Source organism: Metabacillus idriensis, assembly GCF_050483325.1.
Taxonomy (GTDB): Bacteria; Bacillota; Bacilli; order Bacillales; family Bacillaceae; genus Bacillus_P; species Bacillus_P idriensis_A.
In genome coordinates this window covers 198168-212566 of sequence record NZ_JBCMYF010000011.1, presented here as the reverse complement: position 1 = coordinate 212566, position 14399 = coordinate 198168, and the positions used below count along the sequence as shown (strand labels likewise).

The window sequence follows — 14399 nt, the reverse complement described above, 5'->3', positions numbered from 1 at the left end:
GGAGCGTCATATGTTTATTCGTTTTGGCTACGTTTCAAATGCATTAAACCTGTGGGACTGCTCTCCTGCAAAAACCTTGACGTATGCCCGTTATTCAAAGCTTGATGGAGAGGCTCGAACTAACGCGCTCCTGTCGGTGACAGAACAGAATCTGGAGCATACTCTGCGGATGATTCATTACAATATTGCACATCAAATTGAGCTTTACCGGTTTTCATCATCCCTTGTGCCGCTTGCCACTCATCCAGATGTGAAATGGGATTTCATCACTCCGTTTTCCGATCTTTTAAAAGAAATCGGCGATCTGGTCCGGAAAAATGGTTTGAGAACCAGCTTTCATCCAAATCAGTTCACATTATTTACAAGCGATAAGCCGCATATTACGGAAAACGCAGTAATCGATATGCAGTACCATTATGATCTTCTAAAAGGGATGGGACTTGAAAAAGAAGGTTTCATTAACATTCACGTCGGCGGTGCCTATGGGAATAAAGACACAGCGACTGAGCGTTTTTACAGCAATATTAAAGCTCTCCCTGAGGACATCAAGCAGCGAATGACCCTTGAAAATGATGACAAAACATACACAACTTCTGAAACGCTTGCCATCTGTGAAAATGAAGGTATTCCGCTTATGTTTGACTATCATCACTACTGTGCAAACAAATCGGATGAAGATGATTTAGAGGAACTGCTTGTGCGGTTTGCGAAAACATGGGAAGGCAGACAGGCCAAGCCTAAAATCCATGTTTCCTCTCCTAAATCTGAAAAAGAATTCAGAAGCCATGCTGATTATGTTGATCTGAATTTTATTATGCCCTTGCTGAAAAAACTGAAGGAGATGGAAATGGATTGCGATTTCATGATTGAGGCAAAGCAAAAGGACCGGGCCGCTTTAAGGCTGGTTGAGGAAATTTCAGCTATCCGGGGGGTCAAAAGGCTGAGCGGCGGTTCGATTAATTGGTAGGTAAGATCACGGGGTTATGCCCCGTGATTTTCATTTTTCTTTTCAAATATGCTGAAAAAGGAACCAATACACAGTGCTGCAGCTACCAGGCAGAAAAGCGCGGCAGCCGAAGCCAGCAGCCATTCACCCTCAGCAAAACCGTTAAATGTGCCGACAGCCAGCAGGATTGAAGAAACTAGCATAAGCAGAAAGAAACCTGCATCACTTACTCTTTCCCTCATTTCTAATCGCTTTCTCCCCCACAGCATGTAAAGGATTACTGCCAGTACTGCCAGGAACAGACCGCATGCAAAAGCTTTCCCTGTCTCATTTGCAGAAATAAAGTTCAACATGCCAGAAAACGTCATCCAGAAGATTGCCGCTATAACGATGGTAACCGGAATTTTTATCAGTGCATTCAAACATCCCATTATGTATTACTCCTCTCTAATGATCCTTTTATTTTTACCACAATTTGTCATGGTTTTAAACCCGTTTTTGGTGGCGGAATGTTGTCTTAAACAATTTGCCCCTACAGGAAAAGAAAAGGATTCAGCGGTTTAAAGAGGTACGATTCAGACACTTGATTACCCTTCCATATCGTTTCACGATTTTTCAGGGTACGATTCGAACGCCTCCTTCCCCCCATACTGTTATTTCAATGCCCTCTCCGACACGCAATTAAGAATCCGCAAAAAAAGTCCGCGTCCCGGCTTTTTGGGCGGTTTCGTTGTGTGATCGAGGATCTAGGTGCTTGCGCTGCATTTCCTAAACAAAAAAAAAGAACGGCGGTTAGCCGTTCGTTCTTCATTCTTACATTTTTTCAGGTGCAGAAACACCGATCAGCGATAATGAATTTTTAAGGGTAATTTGCGTTGCTCTCATTAGGGCAAGGCGCGCTTTACTTTTCTCTTCATTTTCCGGATCCAGTACTTTTTCTGCGTTATAGAAGCTGTGCAGAGCAGATGCGACATCATTCACGTAATTTGTGATGCGGTGCGGAATGCGTTTTGTTGCTGCTTCTGCCACTGCCTGCGGGAATTCACCCAGTATTTTCAGAAGTTCGATTTCTTTTTCAGATGAGATGTCAGTGAAATTCTGAACAGCGTCATATGATAATCCTTGCTCTGCTCCTTGACGCAGCATGCTTTCAATCCGTGCATGTGCATATTGAGCATAGAAAACAGGGTTTTCATTGGATTGTGATGCGGCAAGATCCATGTCAAAGTCCATATGAGTATCCGCGCTTCTCATTGCGAAGAAATAGCGAACAGCGTCAAGACCGACTTCTTCCATCAAGTCACGCATTGTAACGGCTTTGCCTGTACGTTTGCTCATTTTCATTTTCTCGCCGTTTTTGTATAGGTGAACTAGCTGAATAATTTCAACCTCAAGTGTGTTCTTTTCATAGCCAAGTGCTTCAATTGCCGCCTTCATGCGCGGGATGTAACCGTGATGATCTGCGCCCCAAATGTTGATCAGCTTTGTAAATCCGCGGTCAAGCTTATCTTTGTGGTACGCGATATCAGGTGTTAAATACGTATAAGAACCGTCATTTTTAATTAATACACGGTCTTTGTCATCTCCGAATACAGTTGAACGGAACCATGTAGCGCCGTCTTCTTCGAAAATGTGTCCTTTTTCACGAAGAACTTGAAGCGCCTGATCGATTTTGCCGTTATGGTAAAGGGATGTTTCTGAATACCAAACATCAAATGGCACACGGAATGCTTCCAGGTCTTTTTTCAATTTATCCATCTCAAATTTCAGGCCGTATTCACGGAAAAAGGCAAGACGCTCTTCTTTGCTTTCATTTGCAAAACGATCGCCGAATTCATCCGCAAGCTTTTTGCCGATTTCGATGATATCCTGGCCGTGATAGCCATCCTCAGGCATGGCTGCATCTTGTCCGAGAGCCTGAAGATAGCGGGCTTCAACAGAAAGAGCAAGGTTATTAATCTGGTTTCCTGCATCATTGATGTAGTATTCACGTGAAACATCATACCCTGCTTTACTTAGAATGTTGCAAAGAGAATCGCCGACTGCCGCGCCGCGCGCATGTCCTAAATGAAGCGTTCCTGTCGGATTAGCCGATACAAATTCAACCTGCAATTTTTCTTTGTTGCCGATATTGACCTCGCCATAAGTGTCGGAAGCTTGAAGAATAGATGGAATAAGATCTGTTAAGTAAGAGTTGTTCATATAAAAATTAATAAATCCCGGTCCTGCGATCTCAATTTTTTCAATCGATGCTTTTCCTTTATCAAAAGAAGCAACAATGTCTTCTGCAATGGCACGGGGTGCTTTCTTAGCAACGCGTGCAAGCTGCATCGCCATATTTGTAGAATAGTCTCCGTGAGCTTTATCTTTAGGAAGCTCGAGAATAGCGTCCGGAATTTGACTTTCCTCTGCCAGGCCAGCCTTTAGCACTGCCGCTTTAATTTCACCTTTTAACCGTTCTTTTACTTGATCAACGATGTTCATCCTTTTTCCTCCCTAAACATGATATGTAAAGTATGTAAATGCGAATCTTCTTCGCCAATCTGCAATTCATAATCCACTTTAATGATGCCGTTTGATTTGCCTTCCATCGTGCGGACGGAAATCGCTGTAGTGTTGGTTTCCAGCTGAAGCTGTCCGAATTGTGTCTGATAATTCGTGATGGTTTCCGTGCCTTCAATAAAGCGCTGTTTCATTGAAATAGAGCCGGACCTCATAATGAAAACCTCGTCGTCTTTGAACTTCACGACTGTTTTTACTTTTCCGTACTCGTGTTCCTCGTGATAGCTTAAATAGGAGGCGTTATTTTTAACATAGTGTTCACCGCTCGTAAAAAGCTCCAGGTTTTCTGAATCATCCCCCTGGCTGATTTCGGTTTTTACGATAATTTGTACTGGTTTACTAGCCGTCATTTTGACACATCCTTTTAAAGTATCCGCTATTAACTTATCCAGTATAAAGATTTCATGAAAAAAGTTCAATAGGACGGCGGGTCGTATTCATGGTTGACGTTCTGGGATTATTTATACGCTTTTCGCTAAATATCCCAAAATAAGAAAAAAGCCCCAGTCACATCTGGAGCTTCTCCTCAAATTAAGGACGCTTTTGCACCCATCCTAAAATCATTTCACGAATTAATTTGCTAGCCGTGTTAGCCGTCTGCTCAGAGTTATCGTAAATTGGAGCTACTTCTACAAGATCCGCGCCAACGACGTTAATATCTGAGTTTGCAATCGCATGGATCGATGCAAGCAATTCTCTTGATGTAATGCCGCCTGCATCTACCGTACCTGTGCCAGGTGCGTGTGCCGGATCGAGGACATCAATATCAATGGTTACATAGACAGGACGTCCTGCAAGCTTCGGAAGCACCTCTTTTAAAGGCTCAAGCACTTCAAATTTAGAAATGTGCATGCCGACTTCCTTCGCCCACTGGAATTCCTCTTTCATTCCTGAACGAATGCCGAACGAGTAAACATTTGATGGTCCGATCAGATTAGCCGCCTTGCGGATTGGCGTTGAGTGAGAAAGAGGCTCTCCCTCATACTCCTCGCGCAGATCAGTATGTGCGTCCATATGAATAATCGCAAGATCCGGGTATTTTTTGTACATCGCTTTGATGACAGGCCATGATACAAGGTGTTCTCCTCCCATACCGAGTGGAAACTTGTCCTCAGCCAAAAGCTTATCTATGAAATCTTCAATCATATCGATGCTTCGCTGCGGATTTCCGAATGGAAGCGGAATATCGCCTGCATCATAATACTTCACTTCTTCAAGCTCGCGGTCTAAATACGCGCTGTATTCTTCAAGGCCGATTGAAACCTCGCGGATGCGGGCTGGACCGAATCTTGAACCCGGACGGTAGCTTACAGTCCAGTCCATTGGCATGCCGTATAGGACTGCTTCACTGTCTTCAAATGTTGGATGGCTTTTTATAAAAACGTTGCCTGAATAGGCTTCATCAAATCGCATTTGTCTTCCCTCCTAATTATTTAATTAAGTCTGCTACAAATTTAGGCAGGGCAAACGCTGCTTTATGAAGCTCTTTTGTATAGTATTTTGTTTCAATTTCATGGAAACGCTCTTCGCTTACTTCTAATGGATCATATTTTTTTGATCCGATTGTAAATGTCCAAAGACCGCTTGGATATGTCGGGATGTTTGCAGTGTAAAGACGCGTAATCGGGAAGATTTCTCTTACATCGCGCTGTACGTTGCGGATAAGGTCAGGTGTGAACCATGGGTTATCCGATTGTGCAACAAAAATGCCGTCTTCTTTAAGCGCTTTTGAGATGCCTGCGTAGAAGCCTTTAGAGAAAAGGTTCACAGCTGGGCCAACAGGCTCTGTAGAATCGACCATGATGACATCATATTCATTGTTGCTTTCTGCGATATGCATAAAACCGTCGCCCACTTTTACTTCAACGCGCTCGTTTTCAAGCTCCCCTGCAATTTCAGGCAAGTACTTTTTAGAGTACTCGATGACTTTGCCGTCAATATCAACAAGCGTTGCTTTTTTAACGCCTGGATGCTTCATGATCTCACGGATTACCCCGCCGTCTCCGCCTCCGACTACAAGTACGTTTTCAGGGTTTGGATGTGTAAATAAAGGAACGTGAGCAACCATTTCATGGTAAACAAATTCGTCTCTTTGTGAAGTCATGACCATGCCGTCTAAAAGAAGCATGTTGCCAAACTCCTCTGTTTCTACCATTTCTAATTTTTGAAATTCTGTTTGCTCTGTATGTAAAGTGCGGTTAATTTTGATCGTGATGCCGAAATTCTCGGTTTGTTTTTCTGTAAACCAATGTCCTCCCATTTTAAAACTTCCTTTCTATATCAATTTTTCTTAAAGCCCTAGTTACGATTATACCCTAATCAATAAATACAATTCGTCAAAATTCGAGTTCAAAACCTCAGGAAAAAGTATAGATGAATCTAGCAAAATTGCAAGAAGAATTTTAATAGAGAAGGTTTAAAAATAGATGAATATTCTCATACTGATTAAAAAGAAAAAGAACAGATGAGGAAACGAGGTGGAGAAATTGGAAATCATCACGCCCAGACGGCTGAAAATCACAATTAAAACTGTTCGAGCCGCTATTTTTATCGGACTTATCTTCTTTTTCCTGGGATCAATCGTCCTTGCATCGATTTTGCTCACGGCGAAATGGCAGGGAGCTCCTTCCCTGACCGTTCAGCAATCTTCAATTATGTACGCAAATGATGGTTCTGAGATGGGCAAAACCCATAACGGCGGAAAAAGGTATTGGGTTGATTTAGATGAAATTTCTCCTTCCTTAACCCAGGCAGCTGTTGCGATAGAAGACCGTCATTTTTATGATCACAACGGCTTTGACTATAAACGGATCGCGGGAGCCGCTCTTGCTGATTTAAAAGCAATGGCAAAAGTTCAGGGAGCGAGTACAATCAGTCAGCAATATGCCCGAAACCTGTTTTTGGGCCACGATAAAACCTGGAAACGCAAGCTGACAGAAGCTTTCTACACGATTCGCCTTGAGCTGAACTACAGTAAGGAAGAAATTCTAGAAGGCTATTTAAATACGATTTATTACGGACATGGCGCTTATGGCATTGAGGCTGCCGCCATTTATTATTTTGACAAATCCGCAAGTGAATTATCCTTGGGCGAAGCATCCATGCTTGCAGGTATTCCAAAAGCGCCAAGCCTTTATTCCCCGCTTGAAAATGAAAAGCGTGCAAAAAGCCGGCAGGAACTTATCTTAAAAACGATGGTGAATCAAAACATAATCAGCCAGGCAGAAGCAAATCAGGCATACAATGAAACTCTCAGCTACCGTTCTGTGAAAGATGTAAAAACAGCAGATATTGCTCCTTATTTTCAGGATGCGGTTATGAATGAGCTGTCAAAGAAACTGAATCTTGATCAGACAACGATCGAAACACGAGGTTTACGAATTTTCACTACTTTAGATCCCGATATGCAGAAGATCGCTGAAAATAAGATTGAAGATGTCATTGATGAAGCATCTGACATCCAGGTCGGTTTCATGGCAATGGACCCTAAAACAGGAAGCGTAAAGGCTCTTGTAGGCGGACGTGATTATGAAAAAAGCACGTTCAACCGTGCAACACAGGCTAAAAGGCAGCCCGGCTCAACGATGAAGCCGTTTCTGTATTATGCTGCCGTGAATAAAGGCTTCACCCCTTCTACGCTATTAAGGAGCGAACCTTACACATTTACGTTTGAAGATGGCAAATCAAGCTATAAACCAAGCAATTACAATGGGTATTATGCAAACGGCGATATCACATTAGCTCAGGCTATCGCGCTCTCTGATAATATTTATGCCGTTAAGACTCATCTTTTTCTCGGTATGGATGAGCTGATTCAGGCATCTAAAAGCTTTGGAGTAACAAGTAAATTGCCACATGTCCCATCACTTGCTCTTGGAACTTCACCTGTCCGATTGAGTGAAATGGTGAACGGCTACGGAATGCTTGCAAATGGAGGCAAGAAGATTGAACCTTCATTTATTAAAAAAGTGGAAGATGCAGAAGGAAACGTGATCTATCAAAATGAAAAAGAGCATGAACAGCTGTTAAACAAAGAGGCTGCGTTCGTTACCTCCCATTTGATGACAGGCATGTTTGATGATCAATTGAATGATTATACGTCCGTAACGGGCCACACCATTATTCCTAAACTGTCGCGCGAGTATGCAGGGAAATCGGGAACGACTAAAGCGGACAGCTGGATGATCGGCTTTTCACCGCAGCTCGCGGCAGGCATCTGGACGGGCTATGATAAAGATAAAACGATTGACCTTGTCGCTGAAAGAGGCTACGCCAAACAAATTTGGGCCGATTTTATGGAAGAAGCATTAGAAGATCAATCCGTTAAAGCATTTAATCCTCCTAAAGGGGTTATAGGCGTTTATATCAATCCTAAAACAGGCAAGCTAGCCTCAGACGATTGCCCGGTTAAGCGATTTGCTTATTTTGTAAGGGGAACTGAACCGAAAGAGTACTGTACTGAGCATTTGGAGCATGGGGATCAATCCCAGCCTGAAAAAGATGCTGAAAATCAGGATGAAACCTGGTATAAGAAGGTATTGAGATGGTGGGATTAGGAGAAAAGCACCCTTTGTTTATTCAGCAGCATACATCTAACTTAATGAAAAACCCCGGACCTCATACGGTCCGGGGTTTTTCGTGTCCTAGCTTCATAAGCTATTTTCAGTTTACTAATAAGCGATTTAAAGCTCAAGAATTTGACAATTTGTTCACATAAACGTCACAGAATTGTCACCCTTCACCGAGCCCTGCTTTTAGATCCTGCGTGGAATTTTTCCACATATCCGCATTATGATTTTTCAGGAAGTTCATCAGAATGCCCTTTGAAGCATCATCCATATGCTCAACCATAATGTGGCGCTTTAACGATTTATCCATTTTGTTCACATGTTCCGGAAGAGATTTGTAGCCCCTTCTGATCGAACGGTCGACGGTCATTTCACAGGCTGTAACCCCTGCATAATAAGGTCCCTCAGGCTTGCGGTCGATAGTCACCCATACGAGCCAGAACGGCTTTCCGTTCGGAACATCTTCTTTGTTCGGAAGAAATTTGATGCCTTTTTCAACCACACTTCTTGCGTGCATCGCGCCGATGTCCACAAATGCTTCCCCTTCGGTTACATCTACGAAAACCGGTGAAATGTTATCAAGGCTGAGTGCACCGACTCCGTAGCCGCCGTGGCCATCTGTCGGATCACTTTTAATAATGTTAAAACCAATCTTCTTTTTCTTTTTATCTTGTTCCAAAAAAATGACCTCCTAGAAAAACGGGTTAAGTATCGATTCAAAAACAGTCATCACGATATCAGTCCCATATGAGAATGCAGGCTGTATCGTGTATTTATCCAGCGGTGTCAGTACTAAAATTAAAAAAACAACCATACCGTAGCTTTCAAACTGCGTCATTTTAGCCCGGATGCCTGAAGGCGCCAGATCTTCAATAATCCGGTATCCATCAAGCGGCGGAAACGGAAAAAGATTAAAAATGAACAGCGTAATATTCAAAAAGATTAAGATGTTGAAAAACTGCTGCAGGCTCTCCGCAGTCCCAGATGATAAAGAAGATAGCGCACCTGTACTTAAAAGTATATACCAAACAGCAAGCCCAATAAAAGCGATGACCAGATTGCTGAGCGGTCCTGCCACAGAAACCAGAACTCCCGCAAGTCGCGGATTTTTAAAATACAAACGATTCACAGGCACCGGTTTTGCCCAGCCAAAGCCGGCAATGAAGATCAGCAGGGTTCCGATCGGATCAAGATGGGCGAGCGGCGACAGCGTCAGCCTCCCCTGATCCTTTGCCGTGGGGTCTCCAAATTTATATGCTACATAAGCATGTGCAAATTCATGAACCGTAAACGCAATCGCCAAAACAATCACCACATACGGTATAAGCTCTAAATCAAACGCCAAAAACTCCACCAATCATTCTCCTTTATAAGCGGGTTCGCTAAACATTCTATTCTCCATCAAGTATACTATAGAAGAATCCATCTACGATAGAAAAAGGAGAGATCAACATGCCATATGTAACAGTAAAAATGCTCGAAGGCCGCACAGAAGAACAAAAAAAGGCTCTAGTCGAAAAAGTAACGGCTGCTGTATCTGAAACTACAGGTGCTCAGCCAGAAAAAATTGCGGTTTTCATTGAGGAGATGAGCAAGAATCATTATGCGGTGAACGGAAAGCGTCTAAGCGACGAGGGATGAGTACATATATGGAAAACCGGCTATGTCTTTGACATGCGAACACACTGAAAAAGCCCGCGCTATGCGGGCTTTTTTCATGCAAACAGAACTCTCAATTGATCGTCCACTCTGCTGTGTTTCTTAGATCTCACTGTCTTCTGATTTCCGCTGCTTGCAACTTCGTACTCTTCACTGGACAGGATGTCACGGTCTGTTTCAAAAACGATGATGTCCTCCGGCTGAGTCAGCCTGAACACGATCGCGTTCTCTGAACGTCCAACGATTTCAGCAGTTGAAAAGACAATTTTTCCGACCTCAACCTCAAGCTGAACAGGCAGCATCAGCCCTTCTTTTCGTCCGAGCACGATTTCTTTTCCTTCAAACATGACTTCGCCTTGATCATAGATGTGAACATTTTTGTCAAATCCGTCAAGATTTAGGAGGTGAATAAACCGTTCTCCCGCTTCATTTGCTGTCGATGTCATGAAGATGCCATGCTCTTCGCAATCGTGAACAAGCTTTGGAGTGACACCTAATTGTTCAAATATCATTTTAAAGAATGTGAGGTCACAAGGATAGGCTGTGCTGAGAACGACAGCTGTCCCGTCTCCAACGCGCGCTTCAAATCCGCAGACTTCATCTGTCCCGTACACTTTCAGAATCGGAGTGGTATCTCCCGCGTCGAATACTTGTGCGAAATGGGAGCGAACCTCAGGCCTGCCTGCTGCCCAATTTTCTGCCTGTAGAGAAAGGAAATAACTTCCCGAATCGCGGTGAATACTTTTTTCTTTTACGCCGAGTGTATCAGCAAGGATTGTACAAGGCTTGCCTTCCATATCAAACATCGGCACTTCCCCGTAAAGGAGAATGCGGCCTCCTTCATTCATGTATGTGACAAGCTTCTTCTGAATATCAGCTGACATGTATCTTGCTGAAGGAAGAGCAAGCACCTTTGTTTTAGCCGGTGTCAGTTCTCTATTTTGAATGTCCGCAGATGTAAAGCGGTATCCAAGCAGGAGCATCGAGCGGGCCATGATTTCCCAAGAGCCTGAGGCACGGTTCGCTTCAAGGTTCCGAACAATGTCCTCCATGAGTTTGCTGTTTGGATAGCGGTACTCGGTCATATAGTAGTCCGGAATAAAGGCAAAAGAAACCTCATCATGCTCCTCGTTCATAGCTGCGATTTTGTCCGATACAGCCATCATCGCCTGAATCACGCTTGCCATTTTCGGATACGTGTAGTTAAGCTTCCCTTCTGGTCCCACAGGTGCAGCAAAGCCGTGATGCTCGCCTGTAAAAGCAACGCGGTCATTCCCGTCCTTAAGCTCTGTATCAAAGCGGTAGTTTTTCCCGCCGGCAAATAAATAATAGTTAATGAGACGATTGCCTTGTGCTACACACATTCTCGTTTTAAAATCGACCGCAGACGGATCGTAGCGGCCGCCAAAGGTATTTCCGAAGTTTCCGTCCCCGCAGTTGAACTCAACAGATGTCAGCGGCTGATCTTCGAGATGCACACTGTCCATAAAACCATTTATTAAATAGAGATCCTGAAACGTATTCATGTCCAGGTCTCCGAAATAAATATCAGATCCTGAGATGTACCCAGGCGCCTGAGTATACGATTCATAGAGCTGGCTGATCCCGATTGGATAAGTAAAGCCTCGTCCTCCGCCTGTTCCATGAATATTTACGACAAATGGGATATCCCGCGCGCCGAATTCTTCCGCGTATTCACGCAAAACAGCGATATAACGGGCAAAGCGGTTTCTCATATAATAACCAAGATCATGAAGCAGTTCACCGGCGAACTCTTCCTGAGGTGAGCGCAAAAGGCTGTTCGCAGTCTCATGATCATTTAAATCAAACGGATATCTGGCTAAAAGCATGCTGCTGTCATAGCGATTTTTCAGCCAGTGCCTAAAATCTTGAAGAAGATGATCGGTTAAATCCGGACAGTTGCTGACCCATGAAAGCATGCCAACTTCATTATCAAGCTGAAACGCAATAATATTGCCGCCATTTGTATGAAGGCGCGGAGTGACGATTTCCATAACCGCTTTATACCAATTGCGGACATCTTTTAAAAAGCCGGGTGCAAGATAGTCGACTGTCTTTGTTGTTGCAGGATTTCCGTCCCAGCCGGAAGGGATGATTTCAGGATGCTTTTCATAGACCCAGTATGGCAGGCCTTCATTTTTCATTTCAGCCATAATGAAGGGACCCGGACGCACGAAGAAATAAAGGCCATTTTCTTTACAGAGATCAATGTAGGCTGCGAGATCAAGCTCCGGCCTTGTTTTGCCCGTTAAATCGAATTCGCCTTCTGATGGTTCGTGGCAAAGCCAGGGAACATAAGTAGCGACCGCATTGCATCCTGATTGCTTCAGCTTATCGATGCGGTCCTGCCAGTCACCGCGGTCGAGCCGGTAGTAATGAATTTCGCCGCACATCAGCAGCTCAGGCTTGCCATCAATCATAATTTGCTTATTCTTGATTTCAATCATTCTGCCATCCCCTTTTAAACTAGTTTTTCTTTTTCCAGTTAAGCATGGCAGCTCCGCGCTTCACATGCTCATTTTTCATATATAAATCCCAGATTAATCCGGATTGTTCGTTTTCAATCATCAAAAGCGTAATTCCCTTATCGATGCCGATAACATGATCTGCATACCATTCAGGGCTTACATCGAGGTTATAGGCATCCTGGAAACCGTATTCACCCCAAAGCTTTGGATGGTGATTGTAGAAATAATTCATGGCATCAATCGATTCTTCTTTTGTAAACACAATGGATCCTGCAGCACCAGCCGGAGCGACTGTCCCATCATTTTCTTTCTGAACATCAGGATGATATGGAGGTGTGCCCGGTGTGCCGTATCCTTTAGGTGTCGCACAAGCCGTCAGGCCCCATGAATCCTTATGGAACGTTTTCAGGCCATCCGGATTATCTATGCAGTACTTTCGGTTTGCAAGGCTCGCCTTAACGGAATTCTCAAACCAGTCGATTCCATCCCCATCCACATATCCTTCAAAAGAAAACCATGCGTGGGAATATTGATGGGTAAAGAGACTTCCTCCTGGGCAATTATAGAACTCATACTCCCCGTATTTGCCAAGCCTGCGCTCAAAGCCCTGATAGATTTCAGCCGGCACGGCGTGAGTCGGAGAGGCAACGCCAAGAATATACTGCATCATTTGCTCTGCATACATATCCCAGTGGCCGAAGCCGCCTGATTCCGGTCTGTAGCCCATGTAAAACTGATTCTTTTCTTTGTCATAATACATATTCCAGTTAACGCGCTGATAGATTTGCTCAAACAGCTCTTTGATCTCTCCGCCGAAATACTCAGCAGACGTAATGGCCCCGTTCAAAAAGAGCGAGGTATCAATAATGGATGCACAGTCATAGAATTCTTCATTCTTTTTGGCTGTTTCCATATTCAGAAAATGATAAAAGAATCCGCCTTCGTGTTCCACATTGTGCAAAAATGTGTGAAGCGTGCCTCTTGTTCTCTCAAATCCCTGCTCGTACGTAATCCAGCCTTTTTCAATGCCGATAATGATCGCTGATAATCCGAAACCGACAGAGGCAATACTTGCCACTTTTTTATTCGCGGATTGATCGAGAATCAAGCCATATCCAGGACTTTCAGGGTCTGTGTTCGCTTCCTTCCAAAAAAAATCAAAACATCCTTTTGCTTCTTTCGCAACGATTTCATACTTGTTCATAGTCAAAGTTCCCCCTTGTTATTCTCCTGTAATACCTGAACGGTCGACGCCCTCGACAAACCAGCGCTGGGTAATAAAGTAAACAATTAACAGCGGCAAAATAGACAGCACGGTGCCGGCCATTTTGATTCCTTCATTTAATTGATTTCCTGAGAGTCCCATTTCTGCCGGGAACATCTTCTGGAACGTGGCCACAAATTTCTGCAGCTGCAGCGGTAGTGTTGTGAGCTGATCTCCAAAGTAGATTGCCGCCAAATAGGTTTCATTCCAATACCATACAAACGAGAAAAGAAAGGAAATAATGACGGCCGGTACCGCCATTGGCAAGGCAATCGTCAAGAAAATCCGCAAGTGCCCTGCTCCATCGATTTGTGCAGCCTCTTCAAGCGCTTTTGGCACCATTCTGAAAAACTGATAAAAAATCAAAATAAATATCGCACTGTTTAACCCTTGTCCGAAGGCTGCCGGCAAAAGAAAGGCCTGCAGACTGCCAAGAATATTCAGTTCATTGAAAAAGATGTATCTCGGAATCAGCGTAACTTGAGGAGGAATGATAAAGGTTGCAAGCACAAGCACGAAAAGCACCTTTTTTCCTTTAAACTCAAATCTTGCAAATCCGTATCCAATGACAGCTGCAACGGCCGTTTGCGCCAAAGCAGGCAAAACCGTTACATATAATGTTTCAAGCAGTATGGAGAAGAAATTCAGCACTTCATTCGCTTTTTCGTAGTTTCCAAGATAAAGTTCAGTCGGAATCCAGTTCACCAATGGATTCAGCAGATCATCCAGGCTTTTAAAACTGAACGATCCCATGTATAAAAGCGGATATAGATAAACAAAACCAATTCCAATCAGCAAGCCATATGTGAGGAGTTTAAAGAGCAGGCCATCTGTTCCCTGCATCCCCATGAAAATGCGTTTTATTTTTACTAGACTATTCTCAAGCTTTTCACGTTTCATGCCGGCTCCTC

General features: G+C 43.7%; 13 protein-coding genes. 3 read left to right on the top strand and 10 right to left on the bottom strand.

The window, feature by feature from the left end; genetic code table 11:
• Nucleotides 1–10: 10 nt before the first annotated feature.
• The gene (gene uvsE / locus ABEQ24_RS08060) at nucleotides 11–967 is read left to right on the top strand and encodes a UV DNA damage repair endonuclease UvsE (RefSeq protein ID WP_430006299.1); all 957 of its coding nucleotides are present in this window, start codon (nucleotides 11–13) and stop codon (nucleotides 965–967) included.
• Between the two features lie 14 nt (nucleotides 968–981).
• Here the strand turns inward: uvsE and ABEQ24_RS08055 are convergent, their stop codons facing one another.
• The 5 genes from ABEQ24_RS08055 to speE all read right to left on the bottom strand — a co-directional run bounded on the left by ABEQ24_RS08055 (nucleotide 982) and on the right by speE (nucleotide 5768).
• Nucleotides 982–1377, bottom strand: coding sequence for a hypothetical protein (locus ABEQ24_RS08055; RefSeq protein ID WP_430006298.1), 396 nt, complete (start codon nucleotides 1375–1377; stop codon nucleotides 982–984).
• 382 nt (nucleotides 1378–1759) lie between these two features.
• Nucleotides 1760–3430, bottom strand: a complete 1671-nt coding sequence (gene argS / locus ABEQ24_RS08050) for an arginine--tRNA ligase (protein WP_430006297.1) — start codon at nucleotides 3428–3430, stop codon at nucleotides 1760–1762.
• Nucleotides 3427–3858, bottom strand: a complete 432-nt coding sequence (locus ABEQ24_RS08045; protein ID WP_430006296.1) for a DUF1934 domain-containing protein — start codon at nucleotides 3856–3858, stop codon at nucleotides 3427–3429. The genes argS and ABEQ24_RS08045 overlap by 4 nt, the downstream gene beginning before the upstream one ends.
• Nucleotides 3859–4039: 181 nt before the next feature.
• On the bottom strand, nucleotides 4040–4921 hold the full coding sequence (gene speB / locus ABEQ24_RS08040; RefSeq protein WP_430006295.1) for an agmatinase: 882 nt from the start codon (nucleotides 4919–4921) through the stop codon (nucleotides 4040–4042).
• Nucleotides 4922–4937: 16 nt separating this feature from the next.
• The gene (speE, locus tag ABEQ24_RS08035; RefSeq protein ID WP_430006294.1) at nucleotides 4938–5768 is read right to left on the bottom strand and encodes a spermidine synthase; all 831 of its coding nucleotides are present in this window, start codon (nucleotides 5766–5768) and stop codon (nucleotides 4938–4940) included.
• Between the two features lie 226 nt (nucleotides 5769–5994).
• Here speE and ABEQ24_RS08030 point away from each other — a divergent pair, with 226 nt between their 5' ends.
• The gene (locus ABEQ24_RS08030) at nucleotides 5995–8064 is read left to right on the top strand and encodes a transglycosylase domain-containing protein (protein ID WP_430006360.1); all 2070 of its coding nucleotides are present in this window, start codon (nucleotides 5995–5997) and stop codon (nucleotides 8062–8064) included.
• 175 nt (nucleotides 8065–8239) lie between these two features.
• Here the strand turns inward: ABEQ24_RS08030 and ABEQ24_RS08025 are convergent, their stop codons facing one another.
• Nucleotides 8240–8755: a YwhD family protein gene (locus tag ABEQ24_RS08025; RefSeq protein WP_430006293.1), complete on the bottom strand. Its 516-nt coding sequence runs from the start codon at nucleotides 8753–8755 to the stop codon at nucleotides 8240–8242.
• Between the two features lie 12 nt (nucleotides 8756–8767).
• Entirely contained in the window at nucleotides 8768–9433 is a 666-nt protein-coding gene (locus ABEQ24_RS08020; RefSeq protein WP_430006292.1) for a site-2 protease family protein, read from the bottom strand.
• 95 nt (nucleotides 9434–9528) lie between these two features.
• Between ABEQ24_RS08020 and ABEQ24_RS08015 the strand changes: the two genes are divergently transcribed.
• A complete protein-coding gene (locus ABEQ24_RS08015; protein WP_430006291.1) occupies nucleotides 9529–9717 on the top strand; it encodes a 2-hydroxymuconate tautomerase in 189 nt (62 codons plus the stop codon).
• 74 nt (nucleotides 9718–9791) lie between these two features.
• Here the strand turns inward: ABEQ24_RS08015 and ABEQ24_RS08010 are convergent, their stop codons facing one another.
• From ABEQ24_RS08010 to ABEQ24_RS08000, 3 genes are read right to left on the bottom strand one after another with little or no spacing between them, the layout of a single operon-like run.
• A complete protein-coding gene (locus ABEQ24_RS08010) occupies nucleotides 9792–12203 on the bottom strand; it encodes a beta-galactosidase (protein ID WP_430006290.1) in 2412 nt (803 codons plus the stop codon).
• A gap of 19 nt (nucleotides 12204–12222) precedes the next feature.
• A complete protein-coding gene (locus ABEQ24_RS08005; protein ID WP_430006289.1) occupies nucleotides 12223–13428 on the bottom strand; it encodes a glucoamylase family protein in 1206 nt (401 codons plus the stop codon).
• Between the two features lie 18 nt (nucleotides 13429–13446).
• Entirely contained in the window at nucleotides 13447–14388 is a 942-nt protein-coding gene (locus ABEQ24_RS08000; protein WP_430006288.1) for a carbohydrate ABC transporter permease, read from the bottom strand.
• Nucleotides 14389–14399 lie beyond the last annotated feature (11 nt).

Bases quoted from the DNA above. Each gene is read 5' to 3' on its own strand.
- ABEQ24_RS08005 (WP_430006289.1), bottom strand. From the start codon at position 13,428: ATGAACAAGTATGAAATCGTTGCGAAAGAAGCAAAAGGATGTTTTGAT.
- ABEQ24_RS08055 (WP_430006298.1), bottom strand. From the start codon at position 1,377: ATGGGATGTTTGAATGCACTGATAAAAATTCCGGTTACCATCGTTATA.
- uvsE (WP_430006299.1), top strand. From the start codon at position 11: ATGTTTATTCGTTTTGGCTACGTTTCAAATGCATTAAACCTGTGGGAC.
- ABEQ24_RS08000 (WP_430006288.1), bottom strand. From the start codon at position 14,388: ATGAAACGTGAAAAGCTTGAGAATAGTCTAGTAAAAATAAAACGCATT.
- argS (WP_430006297.1), bottom strand. From the start codon at position 3,430: ATGAACATCGTTGATCAAGTAAAAGAACGGTTAAAAGGTGAAATTAAA.
- ABEQ24_RS08045 (WP_430006296.1), bottom strand. From the start codon at position 3,858: ATGACGGCTAGTAAACCAGTACAAATTATCGTAAAAACCGAAATCAGC.
- ABEQ24_RS08010 (WP_430006290.1), bottom strand. From the start codon at position 12,203: ATGATTGAAATCAAGAATAAGCAAATTATGATTGATGGCAAGCCTGAG.
- speE (WP_430006294.1), bottom strand. From the start codon at position 5,768: ATGGGAGGACATTGGTTTACAGAAAAACAAACCGAGAATTTCGGCATC.
- speB (WP_430006295.1), bottom strand. From the start codon at position 4,921: ATGCGATTTGATGAAGCCTATTCAGGCAACGTTTTTATAAAAAGCCAT.
- ABEQ24_RS08015 (WP_430006291.1), top strand. From the start codon at position 9,529: ATGCCATATGTAACAGTAAAAATGCTCGAAGGCCGCACAGAAGAACAA.